The 23697-nt window shown below is 47.6% G+C and carries 16 protein-coding genes and 1 rRNA gene; 14 read left to right on the forward strand and 3 right to left on the reverse strand.

Translation table 11 applies throughout. The features are described 5' to 3' along the window. Positions 1–207 precede the first annotated feature (207 nt). The gene (gene recF / locus FH603_RS03545) at positions 208–1338 is read right to left on the reverse strand and encodes a DNA replication/repair protein RecF (protein WP_186736078.1); all 1131 of its coding nucleotides are present in this window, start codon (positions 1336–1338) and stop codon (positions 208–210) included. Between the two features lie 187 nt (positions 1339–1525). Between recF and pdhA the strand changes: the two genes are divergently transcribed. The 7 genes from pdhA to FH603_RS03580 all read left to right on the forward strand — a co-directional run bounded on the left by pdhA (position 1526) and on the right by FH603_RS03580 (position 10290). Further along, the gene (gene pdhA, locus FH603_RS03550) at positions 1526–2584 is read left to right on the forward strand and encodes a pyruvate dehydrogenase (acetyl-transferring) E1 component subunit alpha (RefSeq protein WP_186736079.1); all 1059 of its coding nucleotides are present in this window, start codon (positions 1526–1528) and stop codon (positions 2582–2584) included. A 176-nt stretch (positions 2585–2760) separates the two neighbouring features. After that, positions 2761–3699: a ring-cleaving dioxygenase gene (locus FH603_RS03555; protein ID WP_186736080.1), complete on the forward strand. Its 939-nt coding sequence runs from the start codon at positions 2761–2763 to the stop codon at positions 3697–3699. A 104-nt stretch (positions 3700–3803) separates the two neighbouring features. After that, positions 3804–4442, forward strand: a complete 639-nt coding sequence (locus FH603_RS03560) for an alpha/beta hydrolase (protein WP_186736081.1) — start codon at positions 3804–3806, stop codon at positions 4440–4442. Between the two features lie 41 nt (positions 4443–4483). Beyond that, positions 4484–4780, forward strand: a complete 297-nt coding sequence (locus tag FH603_RS03565) for a muconolactone Delta-isomerase family protein (RefSeq protein WP_186736082.1) — start codon at positions 4484–4486, stop codon at positions 4778–4780. Between the two features lie 192 nt (positions 4781–4972). Beyond that, a complete protein-coding gene (locus FH603_RS03570) occupies positions 4973–5416 on the forward strand; it encodes a barstar family protein (RefSeq protein WP_186736083.1) in 444 nt (147 codons plus the stop codon). 164 nt (positions 5417–5580) lie between these two features. After that, the gene (gene mfd, locus FH603_RS03575) at positions 5581–8946 is read left to right on the forward strand and encodes a transcription-repair coupling factor (RefSeq protein ID WP_186736084.1); all 3366 of its coding nucleotides are present in this window, start codon (positions 5581–5583) and stop codon (positions 8944–8946) included. A gap of 39 nt (positions 8947–8985) precedes the next feature. Next, positions 8986–10290 carry an SUMF1/EgtB/PvdO family nonheme iron enzyme gene (locus FH603_RS03580; protein WP_186736085.1) on the forward strand — a complete coding sequence of 435 codons (1305 nt, stop codon included), beginning with the start codon at positions 8986–8988 and terminating at the stop codon, positions 10288–10290. 31 nt (positions 10291–10321) lie between these two features. On the opposite strand, the gene FH603_RS03585 is transcribed toward FH603_RS03580, so the two are convergent. Next, positions 10322–10906: a ComF family protein gene (locus FH603_RS03585; protein ID WP_235985222.1), complete on the reverse strand. Its 585-nt coding sequence runs from the start codon at positions 10904–10906 to the stop codon at positions 10322–10324. 191 nt (positions 10907–11097) lie between these two features. Between FH603_RS03585 and FH603_RS03590 the strand changes: the two genes are divergently transcribed. From FH603_RS03590 to FH603_RS03610, 5 genes are all read left to right on the forward strand, one after another. Then, entirely contained in the window at positions 11098–11442 is a 345-nt protein-coding gene (locus tag FH603_RS03590; protein ID WP_186736087.1) for a hypothetical protein, read from the forward strand. A 28-nt stretch (positions 11443–11470) separates the two neighbouring features. Then, entirely contained in the window at positions 11471–14785 is a 3315-nt protein-coding gene (locus FH603_RS03595) for a DUF4175 family protein (protein ID WP_186736088.1), read from the forward strand. Between the two features lie 155 nt (positions 14786–14940). Further along, positions 14941–16800 carry a tRNA uridine-5-carboxymethylaminomethyl(34) synthesis enzyme MnmG gene (gene mnmG, locus FH603_RS03600; protein ID WP_186736107.1) on the forward strand — a complete coding sequence of 620 codons (1860 nt, stop codon included), beginning with the start codon at positions 14941–14943 and terminating at the stop codon, positions 16798–16800. A gap of 206 nt (positions 16801–17006) precedes the next feature. Further along, complete coding sequence (locus tag FH603_RS03605; RefSeq protein ID WP_280529199.1) at positions 17007–17765, forward strand: class I SAM-dependent methyltransferase; 759 nt, start codon at positions 17007–17009, stop codon at positions 17763–17765. Between the two features lie 455 nt (positions 17766–18220). Next, a complete protein-coding gene (locus tag FH603_RS03610; RefSeq protein ID WP_244967986.1) occupies positions 18221–20086 on the forward strand; it encodes a tetratricopeptide repeat protein in 1866 nt (621 codons plus the stop codon). 88 nt (positions 20087–20174) lie between these two features. On the opposite strand, the gene thrC is transcribed toward FH603_RS03610, so the two are convergent. Further along, entirely contained in the window at positions 20175–21485 is a 1311-nt protein-coding gene (thrC, locus tag FH603_RS03615) for a threonine synthase (protein ID WP_186736090.1), read from the reverse strand. A gap of 142 nt (positions 21486–21627) precedes the next feature. On the opposite strand from thrC, the gene pruA reads away from it, so the two are divergent. Together pruA and FH603_RS03625 are read left to right on the forward strand one after the other, a co-directional pair. Continuing rightward, on the forward strand, positions 21628–23259 hold the full coding sequence (gene pruA, locus FH603_RS03620; protein ID WP_186736091.1) for an L-glutamate gamma-semialdehyde dehydrogenase: 1632 nt from the start codon (positions 21628–21630) through the stop codon (positions 23257–23259). A 340-nt stretch (positions 23260–23599) separates the two neighbouring features. Then, positions 23600–23697 (forward strand): 16S ribosomal RNA (locus FH603_RS03625); the annotation flags it as partial.

A 23697-nucleotide genomic window follows, 5' to 3' on the forward strand; every position in this document is an offset into this window, starting at 1 on the left:
AACGGCTGTATAGCTAGAGTAAACCGACAGAAAACACCGACGAACTACTTTTTGGTGACCAGAAGGGCAGCTCAGGACCGCGTCCAGACTAGCATTGGCTGGGTTTCTTGCCTGCCTACCAGCTGCGGTTTCCAGTAGGTGTGACTGTAGTTTGTCACCCACTGAAACCGCAGCCTGCTTACCCAGACGTAGTTGATTAACGCGTGGCTAGTTGCCAATTTCGAAAAAGCGGACATCGGCCTGTACGTGCCTGAGTAGTTCCCGGGTGCGCTCCGGGCGGGCATCGGTGATGAATAGTTGACCGAAGGCGCCCTCATCCATTTGTTGGATAAGCTTACCGATTCGCTTATCGTCCAACTTGTCGAAAATATCGTCGAGCAGTAAAATGGGCTTCACCTCTTTCCGGGCTTCGAGCTGATCGAACTGGGCTAACTTCAACGCAATGACAAACGTCTTCTGCTGCCCCTGCGAACCAAATTTTTTCAGGGGCACCGGCTCAGCAGTCGACTGCCCGTCTGCAGCGGGTGCTCCACCAGTGGCGATCAGGAAATTATAATCGTCCTTATGAATACCCATTGTAGTCCGTTGCAGGACGGTATCGCGTCGACGGAAGTGTCTGAACTCGGCGGCAAAATCCGGGTTGCTCACCTCCGATTCATAAACGATAGTAACCTCTTCCCGCTCTCCGCTCAGGTAAGCGTAATGCGCCCGAAAATGAGGCAGGTACTCATCGATAAACTGTCGGCGACGGTCATGAATTTTCTGGCCCAGTTCCAATAACGGTTCGTCATAGGTGTCGAGCAGGTCATTATCGACCTGATTTCGATCGGCAAATAGCTTGAGCAAGCTATTCCGCTGTTTGAGGACCTGTTGGTAGGACAGATAATTTCGCAGGTATTCGGGATCGAGCTGAGAAAGAACCCCATCGAAGAAATGCCGCCGGTCTTCGCTGTGTTCCCGCACCAGGTCGGTATCGTTTGGGGCAATCAGCACGACCGGGAACCGGCCAATATGTTCGCTAACGCGTTCATAAGGCTTTTTGTCCGCCATTAGCACTTTCCGCTGACCGCGCTGTAAGCTAATGGTTATCTGCACATTGCGATCGTCATGTTCTTCAAAAACGCCGTCTATGATGAAGTAATCGGCATCGTGTAAAATACTGAGAGCATCCTGACTCTGGAAGGCACTTTTGCTGAGCGCTAAAAAATATACGGCGTCCAGCAGATTGGTTTTCCCGCTACCATTGGGCCCCACAATTACGTTTACCTGCCGCCCAAAGACATACCGTCCATCTTCATAATTCTTAAAATTGGTCAGGCTCAGCTTTTCGAGGTGCATAGATGTGGCGCTTAACGCGGGATTGCGTAATTTCGCGGCAGATATAACAGGTCACGGTATTTGGCCGACTGTCGTTAACCGAGTACCGTACACCGACTTATTGGCAACAAAGATACGGTCGGTTTGTTAGGTTGACGGTGTCAGCCCGACCCAAAGACCGTCCCACAGACTTTATTGATTACATCACATGGCGAGCGTCAAAGAGAAAGCTAAACAGAACGGTAATGCTCCGTCGCCGAAGTCGGCCGTTGCTGCCAAAGCGCAACACCCAAAGGAGCGCTATATGTACTGGTATGAGTCGATGCAGTTGCAGCGGAAATTCGAGGAGAAAGCCGGTCAACTCTACGGTCAGCAAAAGATCCGGGGTTTCTGTCACCTGTATATCGGGCAGGAAGCGGGCTCGTCAGGGTCCTACTCGGCTCTTACCAAAGATGATAAATGGATCACGGCCTATCGGGACCACGGTATCCCGCTTGCACTGGGCTCCGACCCAAAGGCGGTTATGGCCGAGTTGTTTGCCAAACAGACGGGATCCTCTAAAGGGAAGGGTGGTTCGATGCACATCTTCGATAAATCGGTAAATTTCGTCGGTGGCCATGGCATCGTGGGTGCCCAGATCCCGATGGGTGCCGGTATCGCCTTCGCTGAGAAATATAATAAGACGGGCAATCTATGCATCTGTTTCATGGGGGATGGAGCTGTTCGGCAGGGTGCCCTGCATGAGGCTTTCAACATGGCCATGCTGTGGAAACTGCCGGTCATCTTTGTTGTTGAGAACAACGGTTACGCTATGGGAACATCGGTAGCCCGGACTTCGAACGTGACGGAGTTGTACACCCTGGGCGAGTCTTACGACATGCCCGCCGAACCAGTCGACGCTATGGACGTTGAAGCCGTTCATGAAGCCGTTGGCCGTGCTGCCGATCGTGCCCGGGCCGGTGATGGTCCTACTTTCCTGGAGTTCCGTACGTATCGGTACCGGGGCCACTCGATGTCAGACCCCCAGAAGTATCGCTCTAAAGACGAAGTAGAGCAATACAAGCAGCGTGACCCAATTGAAATGATCAAGTCGCGGATTCTGGAGCAGAACATCGCCACTGAAGAAGATCTGACGGCCATCGACCAGAAAATTAAAGGTATTGTCGATGAAGCCGTCAAGTTTGCGGAAGAGTCGCCCTACCCACCGGCTGAAGAAGCTTTCAAAGATGTTTACATGCAGCAGGACTATCCGTTCCTGATGGAATAAACGTACCGCGAACTTCAGTTCGCAGTGAGTTACAACGGACTGAAGTCCGCGGTACCAAAGCCCGACCTTCACACGTCGGGCTTTTTTGTTGAACCATTTATACTAATTAAGTGTATGTACATTAAATACACCTACACGTATCGAACACTTTCACCCATTAACTGCTTAGTAAACTTATGGAAACGCTTATCAACGGGTTACACCACGTCACAACCTTGGCGGGAGATACCCAACGCAATGTTGATTATTACACCGGCCTGTTAGGACTTCGGCTCATTAAGAAAACGGTCAATTTCGATGCTCCGGACGTGTACCACTTATACTATGGAAACGAAGCAGGTTCGCCCGGTACGATACTGACGTTCTTCCCATACGGTAGCTTACCCCGCGGCCGCAAGGGTGTTGGCCAGTTGACCTATACGGCTTTTTCGGTACCAACGGCCGCGATGAGTTTCTGGATCGATCGGCTGCATCAGCAAAACATTGCCTATGCTGGTCCTTACAAACGCTTCTCCGAAACGTATCTGCGTTTTGAAGATTATGACGGCGCTGGTGTCGAACTGGTCTTCAACGACGAGGATCAACGGCCGGGTTGGGATAACGGTCGTATTCCGTTGGAGTATGCTGTTCGCGGATTTCACACGGTTACTCTGAATGAATCAAATCCTGACCGGACGGTCAAACTCCTTACCGAAACCATGCAGCATACGCTGGTAGGAGAGGAGGAAGGTCGGTTCCGTTTTAAAGCAGGTGTCGGCGGTTCTGGAAACTACGTAGATGTTTTACATTCGCCGAACGATGTGCGGTCCTTGCAGGGGGCCGGATCAGTACACCATGTCGCCTTTTCGACCGACTCGGATGCTACCCAGGTAACCATTCAGGCGCAGCTTACGGAAGCTGGTTTTCATCCGACACCGGTGCTCGACCGGCAGTATTTTCACAGCATCTATTTCAGAGAACCCGGCGGAATTCTATTCGAGATCGCAACGAACCCACCCGGTTTTACGGTCGATGAGGATCCGGCCGAACTGGGAACGGCGTTAAAATTACCTCCGCAATACGAGTCGCGCCGGGCTAAAATAGAAGCGGAGTTACCCGAGATCGTGCTAAAATAAAATCGATAAATAAGCACCAAAGCCAAGGCTCAGTCAGGTAATCGGAGCGCGCTCGTTTACCCGGTCGGGTCTTGGCTTCGCTATATATTAAACTCTTACCACTCATGATTCACAATCCCAACAACTTTCTCACTGCGGGGAAACCATTAACTGAAGCAACCCGCGTTATGGTGATGGTTCATGGCCGGGGCGGATCAGCGGCCGACATTCTATCCCTGTCGAAATACATCGAAGGCGATAACTTCGCATTCGTTGCACCTGAGGCAGCGGGCAATTCCTGGTATCCTTATTCCTTCCTGAAACCGATGGAGGATAACGAACCTCACCTATCATCGGCACTGAACGTGCTGGCCAGTTTGCGGGGACGACTACAGGCCGATTACAATTTCAAACCCACACAAATCTACTGGTTCGGGTTTTCGCAAGGGGCCTGCCTGGCCCTTGAGTTTGTGGCCCGAAACGCGCTGGAATATGGTGGTGTTTTTGGCCTGAGTGGTGGTTTGATCGGTCCACCCGAAACCGACCGTAACTACGATGGTTCGTTCAGCAGTACACCCATTTTTTTAGGATGCAGTGACCGGGATTCGCACGTTCCAAAAGAGCGAGTTCTGGAATCTGAGCAAGTTTTTAACCGGATGGGGGCCAGCGTAATGGCAAAGCTCTACCCGAATTTTCCGCACTCGATTAACGAAGATGAGCTAAAGATTGTTAATTTGCTGATAGCTGACGAACGCTTGTCCTGACTGGTTCGTAGGCACCCGGCGTTCACTTAACAACAAAACGTATGAGCCAGTACATGGTTGAATTTGACCTTCCAGACGTAATGGATGAGGGATTCGCAAACCGGATTCCAGCCCAGCGGCTTAAAGTGGAGGAACTGATGGAAAAAGGTTTTCTACTTTCGTACTCGCTTTCGGTCGACCGCCAGAAACTCTGGTGCATTTTTAAAGCTGATTCTGAGACCGACGTAATGAAGTCGGTTGCCGAGTTTCCGCTAATCAAGTACATGACGCCGATGATTACCGAGTTGATGTTTCACAATATGGTAGCGGCTCGAATTCCACTTTTCTCACTTAACTGAACAAACAAAAAACCCTCTGATATAGAGGGTTTTTTGTTCGCCCTTAAATTGTACTTTTGCGGGCCTGATTTTCTAAAAACGCATAAGTAACCAGGGTTTAACTGGTTACATACGATTATAATTGCCTGATTATCAGTTTCACGTGAAAACATTGGTTTAGTTGTATTTTGCTACAAAACTTTCAATAATCTCATGACACCAAACATTCTGATCTGTCAGTCAGAACGCGAACTTGAGGCCCGCTACGCTGACTATTTCATTGCCCATATCGACGGGCAGAAAGCAACAACACTCCGTCAGTTCTACGAAGTGATGGCCGACATCCTGGAGATTCCCGACTTTGGCTTTACCCTGGAAACCCTCAACGAAGCCTTAAACGATCTTCAATGGCTGGAAGATGAACGCATCGTTTTGTATTTCACGAACACACACGAGCTCATCAGCAAAGAGCGCGACCCGGCCAAAGTGGGCAACGTGCTGAACATCCTGGACGCGACAGCCGAGGACTGGAAATGGGTCGATGACGAAGGATTGGACAAGAAAGATATTGTCATTGTATTTGAAGACAGTCCCCGGATTCGTAAAATGCTCGAAAGCGAAAACATCGATTTCGAGATGCTGGGTGAGCTGGACTGAGCGCCTGGCAGGCAGTCGATAAATGGCCTGGAATAAATTTGGCCGCTTCGTCTAAAGCCAGCCTTTTCAAGCAACAAATTTTAAAAACTTACTGTTACGATAATGTGCCGCCGGAATGTCCTTCCAGCGGCTTTTCGTGTTTGCTCATACAACCTCGCCTGCGCTTGAAACCTGACGAATTACTCGGTCTTTATACCGACGATGCTTTCATAAAATTACTGGCCGAGCCCTTTAACCGGAAGCCCTCCAGCGAACCCCAACGGTTGCAAATCAAAGGTCTGGCCGGTAGCCTGGATGCCGTTCTTGCATCAGCTATTTTCAAGTCCGTTGGTGGAAATCACTTGTACATCCTAACCGATCGTGATGAAGCCGCTTACTTTTTCAACGACCTGCAACACCTGTTGAGTCGCGAAGTATTGCTGTTTCCTATGTCGTACAAGAAGCCTTATCAATACGAGGAGATTGAGAATGCCAATGTACTGATGCGGGCCGAAGTGCTGAACAAGCTGAACCCCGCGCCCAAAGACGGGCTGCTGATGGTGACCTATCCTGAAGCGCTTTTCGAGAAAGTAATCAACAAACGATCACTTCAGGCAAATACGCTTACCATCCGGGTAGGAGAGAAGCTGGATACCAGTTTTGTTGCGGAACTGCTTCAAAACTACGAATTTGAAAAGACTGACTTTGTTTATGAAGCCGGTCAGTTTTCTGTCCGGGGTGGCATCATCGACGTATTCTCTTTTGCCAGCGAATATCCTTTTCGAATCGATCTGTTTGGCGATGAAGTCGAGAGCATCCGCAAATTCAATCCGGAGTCGCAACTCTCTACTGACTCGGTCGATTTCATCAACATCATCCCGAATATTCAAACCAAACTGATTGAGGAGAGCCGTGAGCCGTTTCTCACTTTTCTGCCTGATGCCACCACGATCTGGGCAAAAGACGTTGAGTTCACGCTCGAAATTATTGAGAAATGTTACGAGAAGGCTGAACAGAGTTTTGAAACTGTTGTATCGGGCAGTGGCGGCATTCAAATTGTGCTCGACCCTAATGACCTGTTCGAAACGCGCCGAACCTTCCTGAACCAATTAAAAGGTTTCAGGACGGTGGAGTTCGGACGCAAGTTTTACTTCAAAACCGAAGGCAGGCAGCAATATCAATCCAAACCTCAGCCTTCGTTTAACAAAGATTTTAAACGGCTGGTCGACACGCTTGGGGAAAATCAGTCTAAAGGCTATACGAATATCATAGCTGCCGAATCATTCAAACAGCTGGACCGCCTTCGAACAATCTTTGAGGAACTTGATCCTTTCGTAACCTTCCAGCCCATGAACATCGGCCTGCGGGAAGGCTTTTTGGACGATGCCCTGAAGATTGCCTGCTTTACCGATCACCAGATCTTCGACCGGTATTACAAGTACCGGGTTCAGGACAAATTTTCTAAATCAAAAGCCCTGACACTTCGTGAACTGAAAACGCTGCAACCCGGTGATTACGTAACCCATGTTGACCATGGTATTGGCCGGTTTGCCGGGCTGGAGCGTGTCGATAATGCCGGGAACGAACAGGAGGCCATACGGTTGATCTACCGCGATAACGACATCCTGCTGGTAAGTATTCACAGTCTGCACAAGATCGCTAAGTACAGCGGCCGGGAGGGGGGTCCACCAACGATGAGTAAGCTTGGCTCGCAGGAGTGGGAGATGAAAAAATCCCGAATCCGGAAACAGGTCAAAGACATTGCCCGCGAGTTGATTGCATTGTATGCGAAGCGTCGAACGGCACCCGGCTTTGCGTATAGCCGCGATAGTTTCTTACAGGCCGAGCTCGAATCGTCTTTCCTCTACGAGGACACCCCCGATCAGGCCAAGGCGACGAACGACGTTAAGGATGACATGGAACAGCCTCACCCGATGGATCGTCTGGTATGTGGCGATGTTGGGTTCGGTAAAACAGAGATTGCCATCCGGGCGGCATTCAAGGCCGTTACCGATAATAAACAGGTAGCCGTGCTGGTGCCAACGACCATCCTGGCCATGCAGCACTTCAAAACCTTCTCTGAGCGCATGGCCGACTTCCCGGTTAAGATTGCCTATATCAACCGGTTTCGATCACCTGCCCAGACTAAGGAGATACTGAAGGGGGTAGCCTCGGGCGAAATCGGGATTTTGATTGGAACGCATCGGATCGTCAACAAAGACATTAAGTTTAAAGACCTGGGTCTACTGGTGATCGACGAAGAGCAAAAGTTTGGTGTGAAAACCAAAGACCGGCTCAAAGAAATGCGGGTTGAAGTAGATGTATTGACGTTAACGGCGACCCCTATTCCGCGTACCCTTCATTTCTCGCTTATGGGTGCCCGGGACTTATCGGTCATTGCTACGCCCCCTCCCAACCGCCAGCCCGTCACAACAGAGGTACACCCTTTCAACGAAGCAACCATCCGGGATGCGGTGAGCTATGAGATCCGGCGGGGTGGTCAGGTCTTTTTTGTTCACAACCGCGTGAACGACATTGAATCGATTGGCAATCTCATCATGCGGCTTGTACCCGAAGCCCGTATAGGCGTAGCCCACGGTCAGATGGAGGGCGACAAACTCGAACGCATGATGACGCGGTTTATCGAAGGGGAATACGATGTGCTGGTTTCAACAAACATCATCGAGTCGGGGCTGGACATTTCAAATGCGAATACCATTCTGATCAATAATGCCCACTACTTTGGATTATCCGATCTCCATCAGATGCGCGGTAGGGTGGGGCGGTCGAATCGGAAAGCGTTCTGTTATCTGCTGACACCACCGCCCTCGGTACTGACGGCCGATGCCCGAAAGCGACTTCAGACCCTGGAAGACTTCTCAGACCTGGGCGAAGGATTCAAGATTGCTATGCGCGACCTCGATATACGGGGTGCCGGCAATTTGCTGGGTACTGAGCAAAGCGGTTTTGTGAACGACCTGGGTTTCGAGATGTACCATAAAGTACTGGACGAAGCGGTGCAGGAGCTACGGGAAAGCGAGTTTAAAGACCTTTTCGAAACCAAGCCCGGCGATCTGAAATTGTCTCTACCTGATACCGTGATCGAGACAGACCTGCAGGTTGTCATTCCAGAACGCTACGTTTCAAACATCTCTGAGCGGTTAGCTTTATATACGCGCCTGGACAGCCTGGCTACTCCCGAAGAGCTGGCTGCGTTCCGGCAGGAAGTACAGGACCGATTCGGCCCATTGCCGGAAGAAGTTGAAAATTTGATCGAAATGGTAAACGTGCGGTGGAAAGCTGAACGGTTATACCTTGAAAAACTGACGCTTAAAAATAATATCCTGAAGGGCTACTTCGTTTCTAACGGGAACGATAACCGCGTAAACGCTTTCTTTACGTCTGACCAATTTGGCAAGGTAATTGACTACATCAAACGGAATCCGTCGATGTGCTCGTTACGGGAATCGAAAAACCGGCCTGTTTTCACCCATACTGATGTTTTTTCGGTCGAACGATTGGAGGAGATCATGGCTGAATTGACGAATTAATAACGATTTTTGCACCTACGTTTTACACCAAATACAGCAATGATTCAGAAGTATCACCTGCAACGAGCGGCTTATGTGCTCCTGGCAACGATTGCGCTGACCGCTTGCAGCAAATCCAAGCACCCGACCAGCGTAAAGCCGGGTAAGAAAAGTACGGCGACAGGTATCGCTTATAATGAGAAGGACGGCTTTCAGGTGAAAAAGTTTGCCGGTCAGAAAGCGGGTCCAAACCTTGTCTTTATTGAAGGTGGCCGCTTTACGATGGGCGCTCTGGAAGAAGACGTTATGAACACCCGCGACAACCGTGAGCGTACCGTTTCGATTCAATCGTTTTATATGGACGAAACCGAAATGGCTAACGTCCACTACCTCGAATACTTGAACGCTATCACGCGTGACTCATCTGAGGAAGTAGTAAAAGCAGCTTTACCCGATACGACGGTTTGGGCGAAGGACATGTCTTTCAACGATTCCTACGTAACCCAATACCTACGTTACCCTGCATTCCGCTATTACCCGGTAGTTGGCGTATCGTGGGTACAGGCCAGCGATTACGCTATTTGGCGTTCCAATGCCGTAAATGCTGAACTGGCAAAAGGGGGGACAAGCACCAAAAAGAAAGGAAGCGGGGGTGGATTCTCACTCAAACGGAAATCTAAAAAAGCAGCTGATCCAGCCCTGGCCGAAGCTGGCGCTGAAACAGAAACAGCCGGCGCTACTACTGCTTCAGCTGCACCTGCCAAGCCTAGCCTAGAGAGTGGGATGATCCTTCCCGACTATCGTCTGCCTACAGAAGCAGAATGGGAATATGCAGCCAAGGCCCTTATTGGCACTCAGTATATGGATGAGAACCAGATCAACCAGCGGATTTATCCCTGGGATGGCTCATCGGTACGTAACCCAAAGAAAGGCCGCAAACAAGGACAGATGCTCGCCAACTTTAAGCGGGGTCGGGGTGACTACGCGGGTATTGCCGGTCGGTCTAACGACGGAGCCATTATTACCAATGAAATTTACGCGTATCCTGCCAACGATTTCGGCTTGTACAATATGGCCGGCAACGTAAACGAATGGGTCTATGACGTTTATCGTCCCTTGTCTTATCAAGACGTTAACGACCTGAACCCGATTCGCCGGAATGGGTACGGTGACGAATCTAAAAACTACGATTCGAAAAACAAGAACTCGCTTATTGATGATAAGCTCCGGGTTTACAAAGGTGGCTCCTGGAATGACGTAGCTTACTGGTTATCGCCAGGAACGCGCCGTTATCTTGACCAGGATTCAGCAACAGCTATGGTTGGTTTCCGCTGTGCCATGATTGGTGTAGGCCGGAACAAATAAGCCAGCTGCAAATAGACATACTAGCGGCCACTCAGCGATGGGTGGCCGCTAATGTTAATACCCCTACCGAACGACACCCCGCTTTTAGCAGTTCGGCGGCACAGGCCTCCAGAGTCGCGCCTGTCGTTAATACATCATCGACTAAGATGATGCTTTTGCCGGCCACTTCACGATAGTCCGGCACATCGAATACCGTCATTACATTCTCCCAGCGTTCCATCCTGTTTTTATTCGTTTGCGATGAATGGAATCGCTTACGAATCAGAACATCCTTCCGTACGGGTATTGCGAGCGCTTCCGATAACCCTTCGGCAATCCAGTCGGCCTGGTTGAAACCGCGCTGGTTCAGGCGGCTTTTGTGGAGCGGTACACCAACCAGCATGTCTGCTTCGGCAATAAGGGTATGCTCCGTTTTCAATTGGTAACCATACCATCTGGCTACTTCTTTAGCTGCTTCCTTCTGGCCTTTGTATTTAATCTGGTGAATTAGCTTTTGGACAATCCCACCTTTCGTGAAATAAACGAATGAAGCTGAAAAAGCGATGGGCACTTTTCCGGCAAACTTATTGAGGTGGTACGAGTATAGGGGATCACAATGCTGTTTCGTTTCGGGCAAATTTATACGGCAGGTTGTACACAGGATTTTCTCATTGGCGCTCAATGACCGTGTACAGCCGAGGCAAAGTGTAGGAAAGAGTAGATCGGCGAAATCAGCCAGCAGTGAGTAAAAAAATCTAAAGCGGCTATCCATATGTTATTGACGGTAAATCGTTGTAATTTAGAGAGAACAATAAATTTGTGCTGACCATGAATGAAAATAATATAGATGCGTCGTGGGAAGACTTACTGGCTCAGTTACAGCTGCTAGTCGGTAAGCGCCCTGCCGACCTTAATGCGGTCCTTTTCTTAATTGGTGTTCAGGAGTTGGGTAAGGGTCCTATTCGTTTTTCGAAAGAAGCTAAACAGGACCTGATGCATATTGCCGTTTGTAAAATACTAAGTCAAAGTGGTTACTACATTTTTGATGGCCATGATAAAGATGGATGGCCTCTGTGGACGTTGGCGAAACCCCTTCCCCACGGCGACCTGATGGCTCAGGAAAGTTTTTTGAAGAAGCACGTGATCCTCTACTTTCAATCTGTACTAGTTTAAAACTTACAGCTGGTCAACTCCTATATTCATGCAGGCTTCAAACGCATATACGACATTACTCGAGCGGATCGACGAATACAAAAAGCGGTATTTTCAGAACCAACTGGTCAAAGGTACTTTGTTCTTTGTAGCGCTACTTGGCGTGGGTTATCTGTTTGTCAATACCGCTGAATTCATCGGCCGCTTCAACTCGACCGGGCGGGGTGCTTTGTTTTTTGGCTTTGTACTTACGGCGGCTTACGGATTATATCGTTTTATTATTCGGCCGCTTATGAGCTTATATGGCTTGAATAAGCCGCTCTCCAATGATGAAGCGGCTCGGCAAATAGGCACTTACTTTCCTGAGGTGGGGGATAAGTTATTAAACACGTTGCAACTCCAGCGGATAGCTACCGATCAGTCTGATCTGCTTCAGGCCAGTTTGAACCAACGGTCAAATCAACTGCTCATCAACCGGTTTTCATCTGCTATCCAGATCAGTCATAACCGCCAGTTTCTGAAGTATGCAATTCCACCTCTTGTTCTTATCCTGCTGATACTGGTTGTCAACCCAGCTTTTTTCACCAAGTCCTCAAGTCGGTTGGTGAACTACAATAAAGAGTTTGTTGAGGAGGCTCCCTTCCAGTTTGTCATCCAGAATAAATCGTTGAAGACCTTCCGGAACGAAGATTTTCCTTTGTCTGTCAAGCTAACCGGTGATGCACTTCCACAAGCCGTTTACGTTGTTAGCAATGGTACACGTTTCAAACTCGAGCGTTCGGGAGAGCAGTTTACTTATACGTTTAATAACCTACAGCGTGAACTAAACTTCCATCTGGAAGCGGTTGGGTTTAAATCGCCAACCTATAAAGTTGCACTAATCGATCGCCCAGCGGTTCTTTCTTTCAACGTTAAACTTGACTATCCGGCCTACCTGAACAAGCCCTCTGAGGAGCTTGCTAACGTTGGTAATCTTCTTGTTCCCCAGGGCACTTTTGTACACTGGGAGTTTGCCGCAGACCACACAGATTCGCTTCTGTTACGCTTCAATTCGGATGCTAAAGCAGTACCGGCCCAATTGATCGATGATAATACATTTGTATTAAAAAGGCGCGTAATGCAGAGTTCGCAGTATACTGTCTCACTAAAGAATAGCCAGATCCAATCCCCCTCCTCAATTCAATATAATGTGCAGGTGGTTCCTGACCGTTTTCCGCAAGTGTCGGTCGATCAGATTCAGGATACAGTTACCTATAATTATATTGCTCTTTCAGGTCTTGTATCGGATGATTATGGTTTCTCTAAACTACGGTTAAACTATACTATCAAACGAGGTGGTAAAAGCTCACCTGCCTACTCGAAGGACATTCCCGTTAACCGTTCAACCACGTCTCAAAACTTTGTTTATAACTGGTCGCTCGACAGCCTTAAGCTGGGCCAGGAAGATCGGCTAGAATACTTCGTTCAGGTATGGGACAATGATGGAGTAAATGGCCCCAAGTCCAGCCGGTCGAACCAGCTGAATTTTGCTGTTCCTTCTAATGCTGAAGTGCAGAAGCAGGTAGACAAATCAGCCGAAAAAACTGAGGAACAAATTGACAAAGCCCTATCCCAAACTCAGGAGATTAAGAAGGAATTGAAGACGATGGAAGACCGGATGCGTACGAAGAAATCATCCGACTTCCAGGACAAGAAGCAACTTCAGGAAGTACTTCAGAAGCGAGAAGAGTTGATGAAAGACGTTCAGAAACTTCAGGAGCAGTTCCAGAAAACGAACGAAACTCAACAGCGTTTTGCAGAGAAGAATAAGTCGACACAGGAAAAAATGGACCAGCTTCAGAAGCTGTTCAACGAATTATTGGATCCCGAGTCGAAGCAGCTTTATGAGCAACTCAAGCAACTTCTCGAAAAGAAACAGGATGATAAAGCTTCTGATTTGCTGGATCGGTTGAGTCGTAAGGAGCGCAATATGGAGCGTGATTTAGACCGGGCGCTCAAACTGTTTAAACAGATGCAGCTTGAGCAGAAGGTCAACAACGTGGCCGAAAATCTGGAAAAGCAGGCCGATCAGTTAGATAAACAGGCCGAAGAAAGCGCTAAGAAAAACGAGTCTACCGAAGAGCAACAGCAGCAGCAGGAGAAGTCTCAGGAAGACTTTAAGAATACACAGGAACAGCTTAAAGAGATTGACAAGCAGGCTGAGAAAGATGAGTTGAACAAGCCTGAACCCTCCGAAAAAGACCAGAATGAGATTGAGAAAGAGATGAAGGAAGCTATGGAACAGCTCAAAAAGAACCAGAGCAAAAAGGCTTCACCAGCGCAGAGCAAAGCGTCTAAATCAATGCGGTCTATGAGTAAGGCGATGCAGGAATCCATGGAATCATCGGAGATGGAGGAGTTGCAGGAAAACATGAATAACCTGCGAAACATACTTGACAACCTTGTCACGCTATCCTTTGGCCAGGAGCGGGTGATGAAAGATTTCAGGGGTATGAGTTTGCAGGATCCGAGGGTTACCAAGCTTTCTCAGGAGCAGCTTAAACTCCAGGACGACGCCAAGATCATTGAGGATAGTCTAAATGCGTTAGCCAGTCGGGTTGTACAGATTCAATCGTTTGTAACGCGTGAACTGACTAACATGAAGTTTTATATGGACGAGAGCACACAACAATTGCGCGATCGTCGGCTTAGCGTGGCCGCGTCTAAGCAGCAGTTTGCCATGACTTCGATCAATAATCTAGCCCTCATGCTTAGCGATGTATTGAAAAATATGCAACAGCAAATGAATGCTATGGCCATGCCGGGTAAAGGCCAGGGCGGCAAAAAAGGTAAGAAGCCCGGAGAAGGAGAGGGGATGGGTGAGATGCAAAAGAAGTTGAACGCTCAGATGAAGGAAATGCAAAAGGGTGGTAAGTCAGGCAGGGGATTATCTGAAGAGCTTTCCCAAATGGCAGCTCAACAGGCTATGATTCGCAGCCTGCTCAAGAAGATGGAGGAGAATGCAAAAGGAACTGAGGTAGGAAAGCAACAGGCAGAGCAGATTAAAGAACTGATGAAAAAGATGGATGAAACCGAAACTGACTTGGTCAACAAGCGGGTCAATCCATCTACGATTAACCGTCAGGATGAAATTTTAACCCGGTTGCTTGAATCTGAGAAGGCGTTTAAACAGCAGGAAGAAGATCCTCGCCGTGAAGCCGAAGCAGCTAAAGCAGCCAAGCGTAGTTCACCCACGTTTTTCGATTCTACAAACTTGACCAACAAAACGAAGCAAGTTGAAGTACTTCGGTCAGTAACGCCTAATTATAATCTATTTTATAAAAAGCAGGCAAATCAGTATTTGCAAAAGCTCGGCGGTAAGTAATAAATAGATTTCACTGTTCAACGGTCGGCTTTGGCACAAAGGCCGACCGTTTTTTGTTGTTCATTTGCCATCTTTATTTCTTGTTTCACGATTTCGTTAAGTTTTATCAATTTTGTGAAAAGTTTCCACGTGAAACATTTTTTAAAAATTCTGAAATGTATTCTTCCTACGATGTAATTGTGGTGGGCGCAGGTCACGCCGGTTGTGAAGCAGCACATGCCGCAGCAACAATGGGGTCAAGCGTTTTGCTGGTCACGATGAACATGCAAACCATTGCCCAAATGTCCTGCAACCCAGCCATGGGTGGAGTAGCCAAAGGGCAAATCGTTCGCGAGGTTGATGCTCTTGGCGGTATGTCAGGCATCATAAGCGACAAAAGTATGATTCAGTTTCGGATGCTCAATCGCTCCAAAGGGCCTGCTATGTGGAGTCCGCGTTGCCAGAGCGACCGAAATATGTTTGCCTGGGAATGGCGCAAGACGCTGGAGGAAAATAGAAATATTGATTTTTGGCAGGATAGCGTCGTTGGCGTATTGACGAAAGACGGACGAACCGTTGGTGTCAAAACAGCATTAGGTGTCGAGTTTAAAGCCAACGCTGTAGTTCTAACGAACGGTACGTTCCTGAATGGGCAGATGTTTATTGGCGAAAAAGTATTTGGCGGAGGCCGTACCGCTGAACGTGCAGCTACTGGTTTGACTGAGCAATTAGTGGAACTTGGCTTTGAATCGGGCCGGATGAAAACCGGAACGCCCCCACGAGTGGATGGAAGGAGCCTGAATTATGGCTTGATGGAAGAACAACTTGGAGACGAAAATCCCAGTAAGTTCTCATACACCAATACACCGGCGCTAACAAAGCAACGGAGTTGCTGGATCACTTATACGAACCAGACGGTACATGATGAATTGAAAAATGGATTTGAGAAATCACCCATGTTTACCGGCCGGATCAAAGGATTGGGTCCTCGGTATTGCCCATCAATTGAGGATAAGATCAACCGATTTGCCGATAAAGATCGCCACCAGATATTTGTAGAGCCAGAAGGATGGGATACCGTAGAGGTTTATGTGAATGGTTTTTCAACTTCACTTCCGGAAAACGTACAGTATGATGCCCTGCGTAAAATTCCTGGTTTCGAGAATGTTCGGATGTTTCGACCAGGCTACGCTGTCGAATACGATTATTTTCCTCCTACCCAGTTGAAGCCGACGCTAGAAACCCAGTTGGTGAAGAACTTGTTCTTTGCTGGACAAATAAACGGAACAACTGGTTATGAGGAAGCAGCTTGTCAAGGCTTGATGGCCGGTATCAATGCCCACAGAAACGTACGGGAAGAAGCTGAATTCACCGTTAAACGTTCTGAAGGATACATAGGGGTACTGATTGACGACTTGATCACAAAAGGTACAGAGGAACCTTACCGTATGTTTACCTCACGGGCTGAGTACAGGACACTGCTTCGACAGGATAACGCCGATCTGCGGCTTACCGAGAAAGGGTACGCTATAGGACTAGCTTCCCAAAGCCGCTATGATAATATGATAGCCAAACGAAACGGTGTAACTGAATTGACCAGCGCCATCCGAGCCGCTAAAGTGAAACCTGAAGATGTGAATGGCTGGCTTCAGGAGAAGGGAAGTTCACCTTTGCGGGAAAAAGGCAGTTTATACACACTGCTTAAACGTCCTGAGCTTGAGCAGAATGAAATAAACGAGTTATTAGCCCGTATTCCCAATATGCCCAGGGTAGGGGAGGAGATAGCCGAACAAACAGTAATTGAAATCAAGTACGAGGATTACCTCAACCGGGAGCGCCAGAATGTGGACAAGCTAGATAAGTGGGAAAGCCTGGCTATACAATCGAGCTTCGACTATGACCAATTAAAAGCGTTGTCGTTCGAAGGTAAAGAAAAACTTAAACGCCTGAGGCCCTCGACAATTGGTCAGGCATCGCGCATCAGCGGTGTTAGCCCATCCGACGTTTCTATACTGCTGGTGTATATGGGCCGATAGTTAACAGAGCCCGTGTTTTATCTGTCAAAATAGATAAAACACGGGCTCTTTTTTATTCACCAATTTGTCTACACGTTCATTTGGAAACCATTGATCAATGCCCTGTCTGCGGTAATACCCATTTTTCCCCCTTTTTAACCTGCAAAGATTATTTAATCAGTAAGCAGGATTTTACAATTCAGGAATGTACTGGCTGTGGTTTCAGGTTGACCAATCCACGGCCAACCACCGAGCAAATCGGGGCGTTCTATAAATCTGAGGACTATGTTTCCCACAACGATTCAGGGGGGGGCATCATCAACACGGCTTACCGGGCCGTTCGATCCTATACACTACAGTCGAAACTATCATTGATCAACAAACTGAATGAGGGATCAGGTACAATTCTGGATGTAGGATGTGGGACAGGTGCATTTTTGGAAACTTGTAAAAAAGGTGGCTGGGCTGTAATGGGTATGGAACCTGATCCGGATGCCCGGGCTATCTCGGCCCAGAAATTGAATGTGGTCATTAAGCCTGACCTGGATGCGCTAGGTGGGGCAGGACCATTCGATATTATATCGCTCTGGCACGTTCTCGAACACATACCTGATTTGAACCAGGCCATTCCGCAACTCTGGAATCTGCTGGCTGAGGACGGAACACTATTGATTGCCGTGCCCAATTCAGATTCATACGATGCTGCCTATTATAAAGAATACTGGGCAGCGTATGATGTACCCCGTCACCTGCATCACTTCACTCCCTCAACCATTAAGCCGCTTTTCAGCAAGCACGGTTTCCAACTGGCAGACCAACGACCAATGCCATTCGATGCCATGTATATAGGTATGTTAAGTACCCGCTACGAAACCGGCAAAACAGATTATCTGAAAAGCATACGAGTGGGGCTTAGCTCTAATGCTGAAGCCAAACGTACAGGAAACTCATCCAGCTTAACCTACCTTTTCAAGAAGGCACATTAATTGCAATGTGTCACCGTATAGGCGCTGTGTTAACCCCTGTAATAGTTGGCCGGTAAACAGGTCAATTCTAAATTAAAAAAGTGAAAGTTTACTGTGCATAACCATGTGCATAACTACTATGTATAGGTGGAAAACCTGTTTACAAGTTAGTGACCGGGTGTGGAGTAACTGGGAAGTAATCCACATCGTTTATCAACATGCCTGCCAATGTGGAGAAGGGTCAACATATCAACCAGTTGCTCAACAGATTTTCCCCACTCCGTTTGGTGCATAAAATTTATACACAAATCCACAATTGAATAGCGTACTAATTGTGGATAAACTGTTATTTTCTTTTTAATGAGTAACTTACGAGTGGATAACTTTCAGAAGACCAGTTGATAACATAGTATATTTATCCACACTTCGATCGTTACAAAGTGGACAACTTAGTTGTTCACATATCCACAGACACAATGGTTATAATAGTTCTTTCTTTAAATAACCTTTTATATAAAATGTTAATAAGGTTAAAAGTCATTTTCGTTCTTGGATGGGTTTTGTCGGCCGGACTTGTTCAGGGGCAAACCGGGACTAGTGGGGCTGCATCAACACTGGCCGAAGAATATTATAAAGCCGGCGAATTTGAGAAGGCGGCCAACGAATACGGCAAGCTGCTGAAAAGCGAAGTGACATGGGCACGCCTGTCGCGATACGTTGTGAGTCTACAGAAAATCAACAAAGCAGACGAGGCCGTAAAGTATTTGCGCCGACAACAACGCGGTGACGAGCCGAACCGACCTTTCTATGAATTGCTGACCGGCCAGCTGGCATCACAACAAGGGGATACCGTTCAGGCGAAGAACCAGTATACAGCAGCGATCCAATCCAGCAAATCATCCGTTGTCAGGCTTGAAAAAATTGCAGCAGCCTTCTCCGAAGCCGGAGAGAGCCGCTGGGCGATCCGCGCGCTCGAAACCGCCCGGGAGACTGCGAAAGACAGATCGTCTTACAGCGAGGAGCTAATGGCCCTTTATCGGGCTACTGGCCAAACAGAAAAAGCGATCGATGAGATTATCCTGACTAGTAAACAGACAGATAAAAAAGAAACTGTCCTGGCAGCTTTGCAGGGATACATAAATACCAAAAATGAACCGCTGGTAGAAAAAGCGCTATACGCCAAAATACAGCAGGAACCCAATGAACTTGCATACAACGAACTCCTGACATGGTATTTTGTACAGAAACAGAAATTTAGTCGGGCGCTCATGCAGGAGAAAGCGACCGACAAACGAATGAAATTAAGCGGCAGCCGAGTTTATGACCTAGGTATGCTGGCAATGAACAACAAGGAATACAAAACGGCAGCCGATGCCTTCGACTACATCACAACAACTTATCCACAAGGACAGCTATACCCATTTGCACGCCGACTGGTAATCAATGCCCGGGAGGAGCAGGTAAAGAATACTTACCCCGTTGATAAGATAGAAATTCGAAAACTGATTAGCGACTACCAGAAAATGTTGCAGGAAATTGGTACGAATTCAAAAACGCTCGAAGCGTTACGAAGCACGGCTAACTTGTACGGAAATTATTTAGACAGTAAAGACACGGCGCTCACAGTTCTGGACCTAGCCATCGATTTGGGGAAAAACGACCGAAATTTTGTGGATAAGTGCAAGCTAGATAAGGGTGATATGTACTTGCTGAAAGGAGAACCCTGGGAATCTACACTCCTTTATTCACAAGTAGAAAAATCGCAGAAGGAAGAGTTACTGGGGTACGAAGCAAAACTAAAAAACGCAAAGCTTCAATACTACAAAGGTAGTTTCACAGTAGCTAAGGAGATTCTGGACGTGTTGAAACTGGCGACTTCCCGTGAAATTGCCAATGATGCTGAACAGCTAAGTCTGTTGATTGTGGATAACACAGGGATGGATAGCACTGAAGCTGCCATGCGACATTACGCAGATGTTGAGCTTATGCTATTTCAGAATAAAACGGACGAAGCTGTGAATAACTTAAATGAAATGTGGACAAAGTATGCCGATCACAGTATGGCTGACGAAATCCTATGGCTTCGGGCAAACACGTTTCTAAAGCAGGGAAAAAATGCCGAGGCTCTGGAAGATCTGAAAACTATTGTGACTAAATATTCGAAAGACATCCTTGGTGACGATGCCCAATACACGTTGGGGAAAATCTACGAAGAGCGGCTGAAAGATAAGCAAGCTGCTATGGAAGCATACCAGAAGGTACTGACCAACTATCCGGGAAGTATATATACCGCTGATGCCCGGAAACGTTTCCGGGCTCTGAGAGGTGATGTGCTGAACTAGGTTTCGAGTTATCAACATAAGAAAAGGGCCATTCTGCATAGAATGGCCCTTTTCTTATGTTGATAACTCGAAACTGATGTTGATAACTTTACAAAACACTGGTCAGTAAAGACTCTTTGAATGCGTCATATTCGGCCGGGATACGGATACTCTGTTTAGAACGATTGCCCAGAATGGCTAAACGTTCAGGAACATCAATTTCAGTACCGAGCACTTCTTCCACGAGCGGTTTGAATTTTGAGGGATGTGCAGTAGCTAAGGCGACCCCCATAACATTTGAGTCTTTATCGCTTAAGTAAGCCTCTAAACCCATAATTCCGATGGCAGTGTGTGGACAAGTAACGTAATCATACTGATTATAAATTCGCTTCATACCGGCCCGGGTTTGTTCATCGTCATAAAAATAGCCAGACATATTTGCTTTAAAGCGTTCATGGTCATCACCGTATAAGTGAGCCAACCGAACGAAATTGCTTGGACTGCCTACATCCATCGCGTTAGAAATCGTCGCAACAGATGACATGGGTAAGTAAGTCCCGGACTGAATGTAGGAGGGAACCACCTTATTAAGGTTGGTGGCTGCTATAAAATGCGCTACAGGCAAGCCCATTTGCTGGACCATAACCCCGGCACTAAGGTTACCAAAGTTGCCACTGGGCGTAGAGAACACAACTGGTTTGCCGTATTGCCGGACCTGACCGTAGGCCCGAACGTAGTAGAACCCCTGCGGTATGAGCCGGAATATATTGATCGAATTAGCCGAAGACAGGGAAAGGGCATCGTTCAGGTCAGCATCAACGAAAGCCTGTTTTACAATAGCCTGACAATCGTCAAATGAACCATCAACTTCAAAAGCCTGAATATTTCCACCCAGGGTAGTCAATTGTTTCTCCTGTAGATCACTTACCCGCCCACTGGGATACAGGATGGATACCCTAACACCCGGTACGTTATGAAAACCCATGGCCACCGCTCCGCCTGTATCGCCAGAGGTGGCAACCAGGATGTTAACTTCTTTATCGGTACGGCGTGAATAATGCGACATCAAAGCGGCCATGTACCGTGCACCAACATCCTTAAATGCTAACGAAGGGCCATGAAAAAGCTCCAGAACACTCATTTTACCCGTTTCCAATTCAACAACAGGCGTATCGAAGGGGAAGGCATGATGCGTTAACTCTTCCAGTTCTGCGGTGCTGATTTCATCGCCAAACAGGGCCTTACTGATTGCAAAACCAATATCAGCTAATGATTGACCAGCAATATCTTCAAAAAACGAGGCCCCCAGTTCTGGCAAAGGGGTGGGCATATACAAACCCTTGTCGGCAGGTAGGCTATGGAAAAGAGCCTCCTGAGCAGACACGGTTGTTTGTGGACTATTAGTACTATAGAAACGCATATAGACGATACGAAATGAGAGAACAAAGTACGGTAAATCAGGCTTATCAACAGACTCGAAGGGAATCTAAAATGTGGAAAAGTGTTGATAAGTAGTGGATAAGTAAGGCAATCCATAAATTTGTAAAAACATACACCTCATCATGTCTTTCGGATTTTTCAATGCACTCCCACCGGTCAACGAGCCGGTAAAAGAATATCGTCCCGGCTCCAGCGAGCGGGAAGCGCTCAAAAAAGCCCTTGCTGAGTTTCGCTCACAGGAGACAGATATTCCAATGTATATCGGTGGACAGGAAGTCCGCACGGAAAATAAACTCCGTATTTCTCCCCCACACGATCACCAGCATACGCTAGGCTATTTCCACGAAGGGGATGCCAGTCACGTAAAACAAGCTATTGAAGCAGCCTTGTCGGCTAAAGAAGCGTGGGCCAACCTTGCCTGGGAACATCGGGCGAGTATTTTCCTGAAAGCAGCCGACCTGATAGCTGGTCCGTACCGAGCCCGTATTAACGCGGCTACGATGCTAGGGCAATCGAAAAACGCCTACCAGGCCGAAATCGATTCGGCCTGTGAGTTGATCGACTTCCTCCGGTTCAATGTCCAATTTGCTTCGGATATATACAAACAACAGCCTAACTCATCACCGGGTGTATGGAATCGACTTGAGTACCGTCCACTGGAAGGATTTGTTTTTGCGCTGACGCCGTTCAACTTCACGGCCATCGCCGGCAACTTGCCAACGTCAGCGGCTTTAATGGGCAATACGGTGGTATGGAAGCCAGCCTATACCCAGGTGCTGTCGGCCAATGTGATCATGGAAGCCCTGAACGAAGCAGGCTTACCCGATGGTGTGATCAACCTTATTTATGTCGATGGCCCCATTGCTGGCGACGTAATTTTCAAACACCCGGACTTCGCAGGTATTCACTTCACAGGAAGTACAAAGGTTTTCCAAACGATCTGGAGTGAAATTGGTGCCAATATCAACGCTTATAAAACGTATCCCCGGATTGTGGGCGAAACGGGGGGCAAAGATTTTGTCATGGTTCACGAATCAGCCGATGCAGATGAAGTGGCTACTGGGCTGGTGCGGGGAGCGTTCGAATACCAGGGACAGAAATGTTCGGCAGCGTCACGAGCTTACGTACCGTCGACACTCTGGCCAGCGGTAGAAGCTCGCATGAAGCTGTTCTTGAGCCAGATCAAGATGGGTGCGGTCGAAGACTTCACCAACTTTGTTAACGCTGTTATCGACGAGCGGTCATTTAAGAAGATTACGGCTTACATAGACAAGGCTCAAAAAAGTGAGAAGGTAACTGTAATAGCAGGGGGGAATTATGACGGTAGTAAAGGCTATTTTGTTGAGCCAACCGTACTTTTAGTGAACGATCCGGCCTACAGGACAATGTGCGAAGAGATCTTCGGACCAGTTTTGTCAATCTATGTATATGAGCCTTCGGCGTTCGAGGATATGCTACACGTGGTAGATACAACGTCTCCCTATGCCCTAACAGGGTCAATTTTCGCTAAAGACCGCCAGGTGATCGAGCATGTATCAAAAACCCTTCAAAACGCAGCCGGCAACTTTTATATCAACGATAAACCAACAGGAGCTGTCGTTGGCCAACAACCTTTTGGAGGGGCTCGCGCTTCGGGTACGAACGACAAAGCGGGATCAGCCCTGAACCTATATCGCTGGGTATCAGCCCGGACAATTAAAGAAACGTACGTATCGTCGAAGTCATTCGAATATCCCTTTCTACAGGCTGAATAATATTATGGAAAAAGTTTTGGAGAACACTTGCGTTTCGATTTTTAAACACATAATTTTGCACTCCCAAACGACGAAAGAGAGAAAGTAATTATTATATAAGTGCTTTCTTATCAAGAAGTTAGGGTAAAAGAGTATAAAAAGTTGAATGAAAAATTTTTCAACTTTTTCTTGACAAAGACAATAGAGTGCCTTACCTTTGCACTCCCAAATAATAAGAAAAGCCAACAGCGGTTGGCTTCCATCTCGAAAGAGAGACAGTTCTTTGACGTATTGACATCAAAAGGTTAGCATTAACAAGGCTATAAACATCGTGATTACTTCGGTAGTCACACAATTATTTACGATGGAGAGTTTGATCCTGGCTCAGGATGAACGCTAGCGGCAGGCCTAATACATGCAAGTCGAACGGTCCGCAAGGACAGTGGCAAACGGGTGCGT

Origin of the sequence: Spirosoma utsteinense, from assembly GCF_014282275.1 — a bacterium.
Lineage (GTDB): Bacteria > Bacteroidota > Bacteroidia > Cytophagales > Spirosomataceae > Spirosoma > Spirosoma utsteinense.

What these genes read in the sequence shown, in the direction of transcription:
- recF (WP_186736078.1), bottom strand. Translation starts at nt 1,338, where the DNA reads ATGCACCTCGAAAAGCTGAGCCTGACCAATTTTAAGAATTATGAAGAT.
- pdhA (WP_186736079.1), top strand. Translation starts at nt 1,526, where the DNA reads ATGGCGAGCGTCAAAGAGAAAGCTAAACAGAACGGTAATGCTCCGTCG.
- FH603_RS03555 (WP_186736080.1), top strand. Translation starts at nt 2,761, where the DNA reads ATGGAAACGCTTATCAACGGGTTACACCACGTCACAACCTTGGCGGGA.
- FH603_RS03560 (WP_186736081.1), top strand. Translation starts at nt 3,804, where the DNA reads ATGATTCACAATCCCAACAACTTTCTCACTGCGGGGAAACCATTAACT.
- FH603_RS03565 (WP_186736082.1), top strand. Translation starts at nt 4,484, where the DNA reads ATGAGCCAGTACATGGTTGAATTTGACCTTCCAGACGTAATGGATGAG.
- FH603_RS03570 (WP_186736083.1), top strand. Translation starts at nt 4,973, where the DNA reads ATGACACCAAACATTCTGATCTGTCAGTCAGAACGCGAACTTGAGGCC.
- FH603_RS03580 (WP_186736085.1), top strand. Translation starts at nt 8,986, where the DNA reads ATGATTCAGAAGTATCACCTGCAACGAGCGGCTTATGTGCTCCTGGCA.
- FH603_RS03590 (WP_186736087.1), top strand. Translation starts at nt 11,098, where the DNA reads ATGAATGAAAATAATATAGATGCGTCGTGGGAAGACTTACTGGCTCAG.
- FH603_RS03595 (WP_186736088.1), top strand. Translation starts at nt 11,471, where the DNA reads ATGCAGGCTTCAAACGCATATACGACATTACTCGAGCGGATCGACGAA.
- mnmG (WP_186736107.1), top strand. Translation starts at nt 14,941, where the DNA reads ATGTATTCTTCCTACGATGTAATTGTGGTGGGCGCAGGTCACGCCGGT.
- FH603_RS03610 (WP_244967986.1), top strand. Translation starts at nt 18,221, where the DNA reads ATGGTTATAATAGTTCTTTCTTTAAATAACCTTTTATATAAAATGTTA.
- thrC (WP_186736090.1), bottom strand. Translation starts at nt 21,485, where the DNA reads ATGCGTTTCTATAGTACTAATAGTCCACAAACAACCGTGTCTGCTCAG.
- pruA (WP_186736091.1), top strand. Translation starts at nt 21,628, where the DNA reads ATGTCTTTCGGATTTTTCAATGCACTCCCACCGGTCAACGAGCCGGTA.